Raw genomic sequence first — 13,616 nt, forward strand, 5'->3', positions numbered from 1 at the left:
CTGGCGGGAATCGGACGTCGCAGCGGACGGGGCGCCGCGCCCGCCCGGCGGGTGCGGGTGCCGGATCGTCGGGTCCAGGCGCCGGACGGGCTGACCCGACTGCTCCGGCCGGGAGGCACGACTACCGTCGTCCGCATGGGTCCCGGTTCCGACACGGCTGCGTCCGAGGCGCTGCCGCATGCCCGCGCGGTCGAGGTGGTGATGCTCCTGGCCTCCCGGCGGCACCGCTACGAGGGACGTCCGGCCGACGGGGCCGCTCCTCCGCAGCCGGGTGAGCAGGAGCTCCGCGACCGCATCGAGCTCCGCGCCGGACTCGGGATCGTCGGCGACCGGTACTTCGCAGCCCGGGCGCACGTGCACGCCTCGGTGACGGTGATCGGCGTCGAGGGGCTCGAGCAGGCCGGCCGCGAGCTGGGCGCACCGATCGACCTGGCGTCGACGAGGCGCAACGTGTTCCTGCGCGGGGTCGACGTCGAGGCCCTGCGCGGGGTGCCGTTCTCGCTCGACACCGGTGACGGGCCCGTGCTGTTCCGCGGCTACCGGCCGGCGAACCCGTGCGCGTGGATGGACACCGAGGTGGCTCCGGGGGCGTTCCGCGCGATGCGCGGGCACGGCGGCGTCCGGTGCGACCCGGAGTCCGACGGCGTGCTCACCCTCGGCACGGCGGTGCTCCGCACCGCCGACCCGGTCCCCGCCGCTGACGTGGGCGCCGACTGACGGGGCGCCGGCTGGTCGGCCCGCCGGCTCGCTGTCTGGTCCGCGGGACGCGACGTGGGCGGCAGCGCGCCACGGAACACCGTTGCGCGCGACCGCCCATGTCGCGTGGTGCGAGGGTCAGGCGAGTGCTGCCTGGATCGCGTCGACGAACGCCGGCAGGTCGCCGGGGTTCCGCGAGGTGATGATCGTGCTGCCCGTCTCGTCGACCTGGACCTCCTGGTCGACCCACTCCCCGCCGGCGTTGCGCACGTCGGTCTGCAGCGACGGGAACGACGTGATCGTGCGACCCGGCAGGACACCGGCCTCGACCAGGGTCCACGGGCCGTGGCAGATCGCCGCGACCGGCTTGCCGGCCTCGACGAAGGCCTTCACGAGGTCGACCGCCGTGCTGTCCTGGCGGATGGTGTCGGCGTTGATCGTGCCGCCGGGGACGACGAGCGCGTCGAAGTCGGCGGCGGAGACGCCGTCGTAGGTGGTGTCGGTGTCGACGCTCTCGCCGGGGTCCTTGTCGCCGACGAGGGTCTCGATCGAGCCGGACTCCTTCGCGGCCACGGTCACGGTGGCGCCACGCTCACGGAGCTGGTCGGTGGGGACGACGATCTCGTCCTGCTCCACGCCGTAGTTCGTCGCGATGACGAGGATCTTCTTGCCGTCGAGGGCTGCCATGGTCACTCCTTCCGCAGGCCGGGGTCTCCGGCCGCGGACACCACGGTCGTCGGTCGCCGCTGGACGTGCTCGCAGTGCGCAGCGCGCGTTCAGCCGCGGATGCGGAACCCGTCGCCCTCGGCCGTCACGGTGACCTCGTCGTACCCGGAGATGCGCGCGAGGCCGGCGGGGACCTCGGCGGCGAGTGGCCCGACGGCGACGGTCGTCGCACCGGAGGCGATGGCGGCCTCCAGTCCGGCCGGGGCGTCCTCGAAGGCGAGGCAGTCCGGAGCGGCGAGGCCGAGCAGGGCCGCGCCCCGCAGGTAGCCGTCCGGGTGTGGCTTGCCGTGCTCGACGTCGTCGGCGGCCACCACGGCGTCCGGGACGGGCACGTCGGCGGCGCGCATCCGGTTCAGGGCGAGGTCCCGCGGGGCGCTGGTGACGAGCGCGACCGGGACACCGGCGGCGAGGAGCCGGCGGACGAAGGCACCGGCGCCGGGGACCTCGACGATGCCGTCGGTGTTCTCGACCTCGTCGTCGACCAGTTCGAGTGCCACCCGGCGCTGCTCGTCCGGGTCGAGGTCCGGCAGGAACTGCCGGATGGTGTCGATCGTCTGACGGCCGTGCGAGAAGGCGAGGATCGTCTGCGGGTCGAGGTCGTGGTCGGCGCCGAACCGTCCCCACGCCCCCTCGACGACGGCGGTCGAGTCGACGAGCGTCCCGTCCATGTCGAACAGGACCCCGGACACCACGACGTCGATCACGTGCCGACCCTACCGCCGGCCGTCCCCGGGAGGCCCGCGGCGACCGACACTGCCCGTCAGCGCGCCCGCACGTACCGCGTCAACAGCACGTCCCCGGCCCCGCGCAGCACGTGCGCCAGCCGCATCGACCGCAGCCCCGGCGACGACCCGCGCACGATGCGCCCACCGGCCCCGCCCTCGAGCGACGGGTCGATCGACAGGCACAACTCGTCGACCAGGTCCGCCGCCACCAGGGCCCCGAGGAACGACGGCCCGCCCTCGCAGTGCACCCGCCCGAGGCCGCGCTCCACGAGGGCGGCCCGGACGAGCACCGGGTCGACGGTGTCCGCACCGCAGGACACCACGTCGGCCACGACCTCGAGGGCACGTCGTCGCTCGGGGTCGGCCGACGTGGCCGTGAGCACGAGCGGCCGGACCGGCGCCTCGGTGAACACCCGCGACGCCGGGTCGAGGCCGAGCGACCCCGTGACGATCGCGAACACCGGGTGGTCGGACAGACCGTGCTCCCGACGCCAGGCCACGTCGACGTCGTGCAGGAGCATCGGGCCGTAGCCCTCGTCGCGGACGGTGCCCGCGGCGACCAGGACGACGTCGGCGACCCGCCGCAGCAGGTCGAACACGCGCAGGTCGTCGGGGCCACCGAGCGAGCCGGACTGCCCCGCTGCGGTGGCGGAGCCGTCGAGCGAGCTGACGAAGTTGACCCGGAGCCAACCGCCGTCCGCCGTGCCCTCGGCGCCGTCCGTGTAGGCGGCGAGCAGGTCGTCGTCGGACAGGTCGGCGACGGAGTCGGGCAGGTGCGTCACGTGTTGTGCCTCGCTTCCAGGGGTTCCCGCCAGCCGAGCACCGCCTCGACCATGCGCATCGCGTCGACCGACTCGGCGACGTCGTGCATCCGGACGATCCGCGCGCCGAGCATCGCGCTCATCGTCGCGGCGGCCAGCGACCCGGACAGGCGCTCACCGCGGGGTCGGCCGAGGGTCTCGCCCACGAAGTCCTTGTTCGACACCGCGGCGAGGACGGGGTGGCCGAGCGCGACCACCTCCGGCAGCCGTCGTGTCAGCTCGAGGGTGTGGACGGTGGTCTTGTTGAGGTCGTGCCCGGGGTCGACGACGATCCGGTCCTCGGGGATCCCGGCCGCGAGCGCCCGGTCGACGCGGAGGCGCAGGAAGGCCGCGACCTCGCCGGCGACGTCGGCGTACTGCGGCTCCGGGTACTCCTGCCGGGGTGCGGCGAGGGAGTGCGTGATGACGATCGTGGCGTCGGAGTCCGCGACGACGGCGGCCATCCGCGGGTCGGTCAGGCCGGTGGTGTCGTTGACGACGCTGGCACCGGCGGCGATCGCGGCGGCGGCGACCTCCGGCCGGAACGTGTCGACGCTGATCGTGACGTCGGACTGCTGCGCGACCTGCTCGACGACGGGGACGACGCGGTCGATCTCGTCCGTCGCGGACAACTCGGGTCCGGGCGCGAACTTCACCCCGCCGATGTCCACCCAGTCGGCGCCCTGCTCGGCTGCGAGGACGGCGGCCTCGACGGCACGGTCGAGGGCGAAGGTCCGACCCTGGTCGTGGAAGGAGTCCGGGGTGCGGTTCACGATCGCCATCACGGCGATGCGGGAGTCGAAGTCGAAGGTGCGGTGGCCGATGGTCCGGACCGGTGCGCGCAGGTCCGGGACGACCCAGCCGGGTCCGGGTGCACCGGACGGACCGGACCGGAGGCCCGAGCCGAGGCCGGCGCGCATCAGGCGCCCGTCCCGGGGTCGGCCCCGGCAGCGGCGCCTGCACCGATCAGCGCGATCGCCTCCGCACGGCCCGCGGCCTCGGCGAGGGTCCCGCTCGCCGCGACGGTCACCGTCGTGGAGCTCGTCTGGCGCTCCCCCCTGGTCGTCACGCACTGGTGCTGGGCGTCGAGCACGACCAGGACGCCGCGTGCCTCGAGCCCGTCCTGCACCGCCGCGACGACCTGCTCACCGAGCCGCTCCTGCAGCTGCGGGCGGGAGGCCAGCGCCTCCACCACCCGCGCCAGCGTCCCGAGGCCGATGAGCCGTTCGCCGGGCGCGTACGCCAGGTGCGCGGTGCCGAGGAAGGGCAGCAGGTGGTGCTCGCACACCGAGCGGAACAGGATGTCGCGGACGATCACGAGGTCACCGCGCTCCCCGTCGCCGGCGGGCACCGTGCCGTCCCGGGCGATCTGCGTCGCGTCCTGGTCGAGCCCGTGGAAGAACTCGGCGTACGCGTCCGCCACCCGCTGCGGGGTGCGTTCGAGTCCTGGTCGGTCGGGGTCCTCGCCGATGCCCGCCAGCAACTCGCGCACGGCGGCCTCGACACGGGCACGGTCCATGCGCTGCGTCACCCGCTCATCCAACACCGGCTGCGCGGTGCGGTCCTGACCCCGTCCTCTAAACTCCACCGGTGAGCGCCCCGCAGACATCCAGCCCGCCCCGGAACAGCGTCGCATCCGGTCTCGACCGCTTCTTCTCGATCACCAAGCGCGGATCGACGATCCCGCGCGAGGTCCGGGGTGGCGTGGTCTCCTTCGTGACGATGGCGTACATCGTCATCCTCAACCCGCTCATCCTCGGCGGGTTCAGCGCCGACCAGGCCGCCAAGGACGTCAGCGGCGGATGGCTCGAGAACGCCCAGGTGGCCGCGGCCACCGGGCTCGTCGCCGGACTCATGACGATCGCGATGGGCGTCATCGCGAACCTGCCGTTCGGCATCGCGGCCGGCCTCGGGATCAACTCGTTCCTGGCCGTGAGCGTCGTGCAGCAGGTGACGTGGGCCGAGGCGATGGGACTCGTCGTCATCAACGGCGCCATCATCGTGCTGTTGGCGTTGACCGGGATCCGCACGCTCATCTTCACGGCCGTGCCCGCGCAGCTCAAGGCCGCCATCACGGTGGGGATCGGCCTGTTCATCGCGTTCATCGGGCTCGTCGACTCCGGCTTCGTGCGGTCGTCGGGGCTCGCGTCGCCGCCGCTGCAGCTCGGTGAGGACGGCTCGGTCGGGGCGCTGCCGACGATCGTGTTCCTCATCGGCCTGGTCATCATCGGCACGCTCATGGCCCGCCGGGTCAAGGGCGCGCTGCTCATCGGCATCGTCGCGACGACCGTCATCGCGATCATCCTGCAGGCCGTGTTCCAGGTGCCGACCTCGGTGGAGTCGAAGACCGGCTGGAACCTCAACGCCCCCGGCCTGCCGAGCGCGCTGTTCGCCCTGCCCGACCTGTCCCTGGTCGGCCAGTTCGACTTCGGTGCGTTCGCCCGGATCGGCCCGCTCGCCGCGTCGATGCTCGTCTTCACGCTCGTCTTCACGAACTTCTTCGACGCCATGGGCACGATGACCGGCCTGGCGAAGGCCGCCGGGGTGGCGGAGCAGGACGGCACGTTCCCGCGCCTCCGGGCCGCGCTCGTCGTCGAGGGTGCCGGTGCGATCGCCGGTGGTGGCGCCTCGGTGTCGTCGAACACGGTCTTCATCGACTCGGCGTCCGGCATCGGCGAGGGCGCCCGGACGGGCATGGCCTCGGTCGTCACCGGCCTGCTGTTCCTGGCGTCGATGTTCCTCACGCCGCTGACCCAGGTCGTCCCGCTCGAGGTCGCCGCCGCCGGGCTCGTCGTCGTCGGTGCGCTCATGGTCGCGCAGGTCGCGGACATCGACTGGTCGGACTTCGGGTCGGCGCTGCCGGCGTTCCTGACGATCGTCGTGATGCCGCTGACCTACTCGATCGCGAACGGCATCGGTGCCGGCTTCATCAGCTGGGTCCTCATCAAGGCGCTGTCCGGCAAGGGCCGCCAGGTCTCGTGGTTGCTGTACGTCGTCGCCGCCGGCTTCCTGCTGTACTTCGCCCGCGGCCCGCTGGAGCAGCTGCTCGGCGTCGGCTGACCCGGCCCGGGACGGACGGGAGGCCCGGATCAGTCCGTCAGGTCCGCCGGCGTCGCCTCGTGGTGGCGCTGGCCGGGCGTGCGCCGGTCCTCCTTCATGCTCGCCTCGAACAGGTGGCGCTTGCCGTCGACGAGCTGCTCGCGCGCGGTCCGCTCGAGGTCCTTCGCGAGTGCGTAGTAGCCGTCGTCGTAGTCCTCGACGATCTGGAACGTCCACCGCCCGGCGATGACGTTGCGGCCGACGAGCTCGGTGTCGATGCGCTCCGCGAGCTCGGTGTGCCCGGCCTTCCGCAGCTGCTCCACCGCCTCGCCGAAGCCCAGGTCCGCGGTGCCGGTCAGCCGGTGGAAGCCGTAGAGCAACCCACGGGCGTGTTCGATCACCTCGAGGGCCGCTGACAGGCTGCCCAGGGCCTCGATCGTCGCCTCGGACACCCCCTCGGGGAGCTGGTGCGCGGAGTCGGGGCCCTGACCGTCGTCGTTCGTCATGGTGCTCGTCTACACGATCGCTCCTCGCGTCGTCCTGGGCGTGCTCCGGAGGACGAACGCGGCACGCCGGGCCGCTTGCAGCTGTCGGAGGGCCGACCTAGCATTCGAACACACGTTCGAACGAGGAGGCTCCTGATGATGATCGTCGACACCGCTGCCACGGTGTGGTGGACCGGCGGCGCACCCGTCCGACTGGTGTGGCTCGGCCGGCGCTGGCGCGTCACCGACGTCCCGACGCGGCTCACCACGACCCCGACCGACCTGCCCACCGCGATCACCCACGCCCCGGAACGCACCGCGGGGTGGCGCTTCCAGGCCACGGCGGAGGACGGCGAGACGCTGGTGGTCGACATCGTCCCGGACGGTGACGGCTGGAGCGTCGCCCGCACGTGGACGTGACCGTGGACCAGGCGCCCGGTCCGCGCCACCGTCACGACATGACGAGGTGGGTGGCGCTCCTGCGCGGGGTGAACGTGAACGGGATCACCATCCGCAGCGCCGAGCTGGTCGAGCTCTTCCGGGCCCTCGGGCACACCGACGTCCGGACGGTCCTGGCGTCGGGGGGAACGTCGACTTCACGACCGGCGGTGCTGCCGACCCCCGTGCGCTCCGGGCAGCGATCGAGCAGGCGCTCCGCGCGCACCACCACGACCCGGAACACGAACACCCTCCGCAAGCTCCTCTGACCCCGGGTCCTGCGGGACCACCGACTGCCCGCCCGGAACCGACCAGGTCAGCGCGGTGCGTCCGGAGCGGGGGGCGTGGCGGCGGACCGGGACGCGCCTCCGGGCCGACGCTCCATGAGCCGCCACGACCCTCCGGTCAGCGGCGCGAGCGTGACCACCGTGTAGCAGGAGGCGACCACGGCGAAGGTGACCATGACGCCGACGCCGTCCGCGGCGACGCCGGCGAGCAGACCGCCGATCGGGATGCCCGCCCACGCTCCCGCGCCGAGGAGCCCGAAGACCCGAGCGCGCATGTGCTCCGGGATCCGCTCGAGCTCCACCGCACCGAGGATCGGGTTGAGCGCCCCCGCGGCGAGCCCGGACACCGCGGACGCCGCGAGCACCCACGGCAGTCCGAGGCCGAGCGCCGGCACGACGAGCGACGGCCCGCCGGCGACCACGAAGCAGATGACGAAGGGGATCCGACGCGGCAGGCGGTGCGCCACGTACCCGAACACGACCGAACCGAGGAAGGCCGCGCCACCGAACGTGCCCGTGACGAAGCCGAGGGCCTGCGCGCCGCCGAGGCGTTCTGCGGCGTACAGCGGCATGAGGGTCGAGCGGCCGGCGTCGAGCAGGTTCGTCACGAGCACGAGCGCCACGACGAGCCGGAACAGGGGGTCGTGGACGCAGAAGCGGAAGCCCTCGACGATGTCGCGCCGGTAGCCGCCGCTCGTGCCCACGTCCACCGTGCCCGCCGCACCACCGTCGGCCCCCGAGACGATCGCATCCGGAGCATCGAGTCCGCGGAGGGTGACCGCGGCGACCAGCGCGGCGAGCCCGAACGCAGCAGCGGTGCACGCGAGCGCCGGCAGCGGCCCGGCGACGGCGACGAGCAGCCCGCCGAGCGGAGCACCGAGGAGCACCGAGAGCCGGGCGGAGGCCTCGAAGTGCCCGACGGCGCGTTCGAGCGGGATGCCCGCGGCGGTCGCCAGTCCCGGCAGCAGCACCCGTCGCGCGGACTCCCCCGGCGCGTCGAACAGACCGCCGGCGAACACGAGCGCGAGCAGCGCCCACGTCGGCAACCCGGCGGTCCACGCGAGCACCGGGATCGCCAGGAGCGTCACCCCGCTCACGATGTCCGACGCCACGCTCGAGCGGACGAACCCCACGCGTTCGACGAGGGCACCGCCGAACGGTCCGCCGAGCACGATCGGCACGGTGGCGACGAACGCGGCGATGCCGACGTCGGTCGCCGACCCACCACGGGCGAGGACCAGGAACGGCACGGCGACCGTCGTCACGACGTTCCCGATCCGGGAGACGACCTGGACGAGCAGGAGCGCCCGGAGTCGGGCGGCCGCGCTCAGGCGCCCGGCCACCGGTACGCCTGGTTCAGGACGAACACCTGCTCGGAGCCGTCACCAGCTTCGTGTGCGTCGCTCGTCGGCCGCCACCGCTCGACGACCGCCTGCACCTCGGCGCCGAGGGACACCAGTTCGTCCGCCGTGAGCCGCAGCACGGTGTCGGTGCTCGCCGAGGCCGCGGCCCAGGCGGGACCGAAGGACGCGGCCCGCTCGACGAACGCCTCCCACCGGGCGGCGTAGACCCCGGCGATGACGTGGTTGAGGGCGGTGGCGGCGAGGACCCGTTCGGGGTCGTCGAGCGCTGCCGCGAGGTCCCACGACGACGACTCGTGTACGGCCCGCCACCAGCGCTCCCGGCGGTCGGTACCGACCCCCGGTGCGGGTTCGATGAGCCCGACGGCGGCCAGCCGCGTGCAGTGGTAGCTGATGGTGCCCGGCGCCTCGTCGACCTGGTCGCCGAGCATGGCCGCGGTGTGCGGCCCGCCGGTGCGGAGCAGGCCGAGGATCCGCAGGCGCGTCGGGTGGGCGAGCGCACGCATGTGCGCGGGGTCGTCGAGGCGGCCGGCACCGCGCGGTCGGCTCGGGTCAGGTCCGCCATCGGCGGCGTCGGGTCCCGCGGAGGGCGTCGGCGTCATGCGCCGACGGTACATGCACAAGGGCCCTTGCGCAACGGTTCTTGTGCATACCCGTCGACGGGATCAGGCCTGGGCGGGCTGCCCGTTGCTCGCCATGGTGCCGCCGTCGACCGGCAGGACCGCGCCGGTGATGAACGACGCCTCGTCGCTCGCCAGGAACAGCACGGCTGCGGCGACCTCCTCGGACCGTCCACCACGACCGAGGGCGATGCGCTCGGAGAACTCCCGCTTGAGCTCCTCGTCCTCGGCCTGCGACTGCGTCAGGTCGGTCCAGATCAGACCGGGGGCGACCGCGTTCACCCGGACGCCGAACCCGCCGTTGTCGAGCGCCGCCGCCTTCGTGAAGTTCGAAACGCCGCCCTTCGCCGCGTTGTACGGGCTCATCCGCCAGTCAGCGGCCTCGCCGGACACGGACGAGGTGTTCACGATCGACCCATTCGTCTCGCGCAGGAACGGCAGTGCGGCCCGGGTGCCGTAGAACACGCTCGACAGGTCCGTCTCGACGACACGGCGCCACTCGTCGGGCGAGATGTCGGTGATGTCGCCGGAGGTGAAGGTACCGGCGTTGTTGACGAGCACGTCGAGCCGGTCCCAGCGGTCGATCGCCGCGTCGACGACCGTCTGCCACGCGTCCGGGTCGGCGACGTCCGCCTGCAACCACAGCGCCTGCTGGGTAGGCAGCGAGTCGGCGACGTCGCGGACCTTCTCCTCGACGCTGTCGACCAGGACGACGCCGGCGCCCTCGGCGACGAACGCCCGCGCGGTGGCCTCACCGATGCCGGACCCCGCGCCGGTGACGATCGCGACCTTGCCCTCGAACCGCTTGCCCATGATGTGCTCCTCTCGCGTCGGTCGTGCCCGGGGCGGGACGCCGTCGGCCCGGAGCGGCACGGGAGACCACGGTGCCCGTCCCGCCCTGGACGGTGGCCCAGGGCGGGGCGGGCAGCGAGGCGGACGGAGGACGCCGCCTCCAGGACGGTCCTACGCGGTGGTGTCCTCGGTCTCCATGTCGCGTTCCAGCGAGATCGTCGGGATGGAGGCGGTGATCACCGACCCGTCGGCGCGGAGCGTGCCCTGGATGTCGCTCGTCGTCGGCGCGTGTCCGGTCATCCGGGGCCCCTGGTGCGGCAGCGGCACGACCGTCGGCTCGCCGGGACGGACCTCGACCGGGGCGTTGTGCACCCACGCGTCGAGCCCGCTACCGGTCTCGACGGTGAACGTGAGCGCGTCCTGCTCGAGGTCGACGCGGACCCGCGAGCCGTGCACCGTGATCCGGAACGTCAAACGATCCCAGTCCACCGGCAGGCGCGGGTTGAACGTCAACCGACCGCCGTGGTCGCGCATCCCGCCGAAGCCGTTGACGAGAGCACCCCAGATGCCACCGGTCGACGCGATGTGCACACCGTCGGTGGTGTTGCCGTGCAGGTCGGCGAGGTCGACGTAGAGCGCGGTCTGGAAGTACTGGTCGGCGAGCTCGTGGTAGCCGACCTCGGCCGCCATGATCGACTGCACGACCGCCGACAGGGTCGAGTCCCCCGTCGTGAGGGCGTCGTAGTAGTCGAAGTCACGACGCTTCTCGGCGGGGGTGAACTCGTGGCCCTGCAGGAACAGGGCGAGCACGACGTCGGCCTGCTTGAGCACCTGGAACCGGTAGATCACCAGCGGGTGGTAGTGCAGGAGCAACGGGCGCTTCGACTCGGGCGTGCGCTCGAGGTCCCACAGCTCCTTGTCGAGGAACTGGGCGTCCTGCGGGTGGATGCCGCGGTGCGGGTCGAAGGGGATCTCCATCGACTCGGCCGCGCGCTCCCAGTTCTCGATCTCCTCGGGGTCGAGCCCGGTGCGTCGGACCATCCGGGCGTACTCGTCCGGGTCGTCGACCGCGAGCTGCCGGCAGGCGTTCACGGCGAACCACAGGTTCGCGCGCGCCATGACGTTCGTGTACATGTTGTCGTCGACGACGGTCGTGTACTCGTCCGGGCCGGTGACGCCGTCGATGTGGAACTTCTGGTCGCCGTTCGAGCGCCAGAACCCGAGGTCCTCCCACAGTCGGGCCGTCTCGACGAGGATGTCGATCGCGCCGCGCTTGAGGAAGTCGGTGTCGCCGGAGGCCCGCACGTACTGCATGAGGGCATGCGCGATGTCGGCGTCGATGTGGTACTGCGCGGTGCCGGCGGCGTAGTAGGCGCTGGACTCCTCGCCGTTGATCGTCCGCCACGGGAACAGGGCGCCGCGCTGGTTCAGCTCGCGCGCCCGGGAACGTGCGGCGTCGAGCATGTTGTAGCGGAACCGGAGCGCGTTCCGGGCGACGATCGGCGCCGTGTACGACAGGAACGGCAGGACGTAGATCTCCATGTCCCAGAAGTAGTGGCCGCCGTAGCCGGAGCCGGTCACGCCCTTCGCCGCGATGCCGTGCCCGTCGGTGCGGGCGGTGGCCTGTGCGAGCTGGAACAGGTTCCACCGCACGGCCTGCTGGATCTCCGGCTGACCGGCGACCTCGACGTCGCTGCGGGCCCAGTAGTCGTCGAGCCACTTCCGCTGGTCGCCGAAGACCTGCTCGACGGACTCGTACTTCGCACGGTCGAGCGTGCGGTCGCACCGGTCGGCGAGTTCGCGCGCCGGGACGCCGCGGGACGTGTGGTAGACGATGCTCTTCACCAGGCGGATCGGCTGCCCGGCCTTCGCCTGCACCCGGTACACGTGCTTGGCCAGGTCGTCCTCGATGCTCGAGGTCTCGTCCCAGGCGTTCTCGGTCTCCAGCCGGTGCTCGACGCCGACGCAGATCGTCATGCCGGAGCTCGACGCCTGGTAGCCGAGCAGGGACCGCGAGCCCGCGTTCCGCTTCAGCCGCGGCTGGAGGACCCGGTCCGTGAACGACTCGGCCTTGCGCGGGTCGAACGCGGCGGCCGCGGCCTTCATGCCGGCGTGGTACTCGTCGGCGACGTCCTGACGGTTGAGCACCTGGCTCGACAGCAGCACCGACGCGTCGTGGTCGAGCATCGTGACCTCGTAGTCGATGACGGCGAGGTGCCGCTCGACGAAGGACACGAGGCGCCGGGAGCGGATGAGGACCCGCTTGCCGGACGGCGTCGACCACTCGGTCTCGCGCAGCAGGTAGCCGCCGCGGAAGTCGAGCCGGCGGCTGTGGCGGAGGATGTCCGCCTCGGACAGAACGAGTGGCTCGTCGTCGACGTACAGGCGGATGACCTTGGCGTCGGGGACGTTGATGATCGTCTGCCCGGTCTTCGCGAACCCGAAGGCGGTCTCCGCGTGCCGGATCGGCCACGTCTCGTGGAACCCGTTGATGTACGTGCCGTACTGGACGCCGCCGCGGCCCTCGTCGAAGTTGCCGCGGAGGCCGAGGTACCCGTTGCCGACCGCGAAGTTCGTCTCGTCGACGCCCTGCTCGTCGGCGTACTCGGTCTCGATCAGGGCCCACTCGTCGACCGGGTACCGGACGCGGTCGAGGGGGTCTTCGGTGATGGGGTTCATGCGGTCTTCCGGGGGTCGACGGGAGGCAGGTCGGCAGCGGGCGCGTCGGTGCCCGCCCCGCGCAGGTCGGGCAGCAGGTCGGCGAGGTCGGACACGACGACGTCGGCGCCGTGCTCGCGGAGGGCGTCGACCCCGGCACCGCGGTCCACCCCGACCACCAGGCCGAAGGCACCGTTCCGGCCGGCTTCGACGCCGCTCGTCGCGTCCTCGACCACGACGCACTCCGCCGCGGTGAGTCTGAAGCGGGTCGCCGCGTCGAGGTACGTGTCGGGGGCGGGCTTGCCGGCGAGCCCGTCCGCGCGCGCGACGGCGCCGTCGACGATCACGTCGAAGCGGTCGATGATGCCCGCGGTGCGGAGCACGTGCTTCGCGTTCGCGGAACTCGACACCACGGCGACCTCGTAGCCGGCGGCGATCGCTGCGGTGAGGAAGCGCACCGACCCCGGGTACGCGGCCACGCCGTGCTCCTCGAGCTCCGCGGTGAACTCGGCGTTCTTCCGGTTGCCGAGCCCGCAGACGGTGTCCAGGGTGGGGTCGTCCGCCGGGGTGCCCTCGGGCAGGTCGATCCCGCGGTCGTGCAGGAGCGAGCGGACCCCGTCGTACCGCGGCTTGCCGTCGATGAAGGCGAAGTAGTCCTGCTCCGTGTACGGCGCGACCCCGTGTGCGGCGAGGTACGGCGTGAAGAGGCGGCTCCAGGCGCGCATGTGCACCTCGGCCGTCGGCGTGAGCACACCGTCCAGGTCGAAGAGGAGCGCCCGCTGGTCCGCGAGGCGTGCAGGGGTTCGCCGATCCGACGACGTCATGGGCAGACCTTCCAGGGAGCGGTGTCGAACACGAGTGCAGCGCGTCCCACTCTAGGACCGGCACGCAGGGCTGTCCTCCAGCGACGGCAGACGGTCCACGGGTACCCGGACGGTCCGGTGAACGCGGATCTGGGTGCGCGTCCAGCGGGGGGCGGAGACGCTCGC

At 72.6% G+C, this 13,616-nt stretch carries 15 protein-coding genes; 4 read left to right on the forward strand and 11 right to left on the reverse strand.

All coding sequences use genetic code 11. The features are described 5' to 3' along the window. The first annotated feature begins 135 nt into the window (after window positions 1-135). Window positions 136-717, forward strand: coding sequence for a molybdenum cofactor biosysynthesis protein (locus DEI83_RS01530; RefSeq protein ID WP_111080034.1), 582 nt, complete (start codon window positions 136-138; stop codon window positions 715-717). 117 nt (window positions 718-834) lie between these two features. Here the strand turns inward: DEI83_RS01530 and DEI83_RS01535 are convergent, their stop codons facing one another. The 5 genes from DEI83_RS01535 to folE all read right to left on the reverse strand — a co-directional run bounded on the left by DEI83_RS01535 (window position 835) and on the right by folE (window position 4,466). Then, window positions 835-1,383 (reverse strand): type 1 glutamine amidotransferase domain-containing protein, encoded by a 549-nt coding sequence (locus DEI83_RS01535; RefSeq protein WP_111080035.1) that lies wholly within the window; start codon window positions 1,381-1,383, stop codon window positions 835-837. A gap of 89 nt (window positions 1,384-1,472) precedes the next feature. Further along, window positions 1,473-2,126 carry an HAD-IA family hydrolase gene (locus DEI83_RS01540; protein WP_111080036.1) on the reverse strand — a complete coding sequence of 218 codons (654 nt, stop codon included), beginning with the start codon at window positions 2,124-2,126 and terminating at the stop codon, window positions 1,473-1,475. Window positions 2,127-2,182: 56 nt separating this feature from the next. Next, entirely contained in the window at window positions 2,183-2,929 is a 747-nt protein-coding gene (locus DEI83_RS01545) for a pyrimidine reductase family protein (RefSeq protein WP_258371004.1), read from the reverse strand. Beyond that, window positions 2,926-3,867, reverse strand: coding sequence for a dihydropteroate synthase (gene folP / locus DEI83_RS01550; protein ID WP_111080038.1), 942 nt, complete (start codon window positions 3,865-3,867; stop codon window positions 2,926-2,928). Before folP ends, DEI83_RS01545 begins: the two co-directional genes overlap by 4 nt. Beyond that, window positions 3,867-4,466 (reverse strand): GTP cyclohydrolase I, encoded by a 600-nt coding sequence (folE, locus tag DEI83_RS01555; protein ID WP_220036745.1) that lies wholly within the window; start codon window positions 4,464-4,466, stop codon window positions 3,867-3,869. Before folE ends, folP begins: the two co-directional genes overlap by 1 nt. Window positions 4,467-4,537: 71 nt before the next feature. On the opposite strand from folE, the gene DEI83_RS01560 reads away from it, so the two are divergent. Continuing rightward, window positions 4,538-6,007 carry an NCS2 family permease gene (locus DEI83_RS01560; RefSeq protein ID WP_111080040.1) on the forward strand — a complete coding sequence of 490 codons (1,470 nt, stop codon included), beginning with the start codon at window positions 4,538-4,540 and terminating at the stop codon, window positions 6,005-6,007. Window positions 6,008-6,036: 29 nt separating this feature from the next. Here DEI83_RS01560 and DEI83_RS01565 read toward each other — a convergent pair whose 3' ends face one another. Then, entirely contained in the window at window positions 6,037-6,492 is a 456-nt protein-coding gene (locus DEI83_RS01565; protein ID WP_111080041.1) for a hypothetical protein, read from the reverse strand. 135 nt (window positions 6,493-6,627) lie between these two features. Between DEI83_RS01565 and DEI83_RS01570 the strand changes: the two genes are divergently transcribed. After that, window positions 6,628-6,891: a hypothetical protein gene (locus DEI83_RS01570; RefSeq protein ID WP_111080042.1), complete on the forward strand. Its 264-nt coding sequence runs from the start codon at window positions 6,628-6,630 to the stop codon at window positions 6,889-6,891. 38 nt (window positions 6,892-6,929) lie between these two features. Then, window positions 6,930-7,178, forward strand: coding sequence for a DUF1697 domain-containing protein (locus tag DEI83_RS16165; protein WP_258371005.1), 249 nt, complete (start codon window positions 6,930-6,932; stop codon window positions 7,176-7,178). A gap of 47 nt (window positions 7,179-7,225) precedes the next feature. Here DEI83_RS16165 and DEI83_RS01580 read toward each other — a convergent pair whose 3' ends face one another. The 5 genes from DEI83_RS01580 to DEI83_RS01600 form a co-directional block, all read right to left on the reverse strand. Further along, window positions 7,226-8,539 (reverse strand): MFS transporter, encoded by a 1,314-nt coding sequence (locus DEI83_RS01580; protein WP_111080043.1) that lies wholly within the window; start codon window positions 8,537-8,539, stop codon window positions 7,226-7,228. Further along, a complete protein-coding gene (locus tag DEI83_RS01585) occupies window positions 8,524-9,159 on the reverse strand; it encodes a helix-turn-helix domain-containing protein (protein WP_181431022.1) in 636 nt (211 codons plus the stop codon). The genes DEI83_RS01580 and DEI83_RS01585 overlap by 16 nt, the downstream gene beginning before the upstream one ends. A gap of 63 nt (window positions 9,160-9,222) precedes the next feature. Beyond that, window positions 9,223-9,990 (reverse strand): SDR family NAD(P)-dependent oxidoreductase, encoded by a 768-nt coding sequence (locus tag DEI83_RS01590; protein ID WP_111080045.1) that lies wholly within the window; start codon window positions 9,988-9,990, stop codon window positions 9,223-9,225. 150 nt (window positions 9,991-10,140) lie between these two features. Then, window positions 10,141-12,648, reverse strand: coding sequence for a glycoside hydrolase family 65 protein (locus tag DEI83_RS01595; protein ID WP_111080046.1), 2,508 nt, complete (start codon window positions 12,646-12,648; stop codon window positions 10,141-10,143). Further along, window positions 12,645-13,451: an HAD family phosphatase gene (locus tag DEI83_RS01600; protein WP_111080047.1), complete on the reverse strand. Its 807-nt coding sequence runs from the start codon at window positions 13,449-13,451 to the stop codon at window positions 12,645-12,647. Before DEI83_RS01600 ends, DEI83_RS01595 begins: the two co-directional genes overlap by 4 nt. Between the last annotated feature and the right edge of the window lie 165 nt (window positions 13,452-13,616).

It is taken from the genome of Curtobacterium sp. MCBD17_021 (assembly GCF_003234525.1).
Lineage (GTDB): Bacteria > Actinomycetota > Actinomycetes > Actinomycetales > Microbacteriaceae > Curtobacterium.

What these genes read in the sequence shown, in the direction of transcription:
- DEI83_RS01530 (WP_111080034.1), top strand. Translation starts at nt 136, where the DNA reads ATGGGTCCCGGTTCCGACACGGCTGCGTCCGAGGCGCTGCCGCATGCC.
- DEI83_RS01535 (WP_111080035.1), bottom strand. Translation starts at nt 1,383, where the DNA reads ATGGCAGCCCTCGACGGCAAGAAGATCCTCGTCATCGCGACGAACTAC.
- folP (WP_111080038.1), bottom strand. Translation starts at nt 3,867, where the DNA reads ATGCGCGCCGGCCTCGGCTCGGGCCTCCGGTCCGGTCCGTCCGGTGCA.
- folE (WP_220036745.1), bottom strand. Translation starts at nt 4,466, where the DNA reads ATGGACCGTGCCCGTGTCGAGGCCGCCGTGCGCGAGTTGCTGGCGGGC.
- DEI83_RS01565 (WP_111080041.1), bottom strand. Translation starts at nt 6,492, where the DNA reads ATGACGAACGACGACGGTCAGGGCCCCGACTCCGCGCACCAGCTCCCC.
- DEI83_RS01570 (WP_111080042.1), top strand. Translation starts at nt 6,628, where the DNA reads ATGATGATCGTCGACACCGCTGCCACGGTGTGGTGGACCGGCGGCGCA.
- DEI83_RS16165 (WP_258371005.1), top strand. Translation starts at nt 6,930, where the DNA reads ATGACGAGGTGGGTGGCGCTCCTGCGCGGGGTGAACGTGAACGGGATC.
- DEI83_RS01585 (WP_181431022.1), bottom strand. Translation starts at nt 9,159, where the DNA reads ATGACGCCGACGCCCTCCGCGGGACCCGACGCCGCCGATGGCGGACCT.
- DEI83_RS01590 (WP_111080045.1), bottom strand. Translation starts at nt 9,990, where the DNA reads ATGGGCAAGCGGTTCGAGGGCAAGGTCGCGATCGTCACCGGCGCGGGG.
- DEI83_RS01595 (WP_111080046.1), bottom strand. Translation starts at nt 12,648, where the DNA reads ATGAACCCCATCACCGAAGACCCCCTCGACCGCGTCCGGTACCCGGTC.
- DEI83_RS01600 (WP_111080047.1), bottom strand. Translation starts at nt 13,451, where the DNA reads ATGACGTCGTCGGATCGGCGAACCCCTGCACGCCTCGCGGACCAGCGG.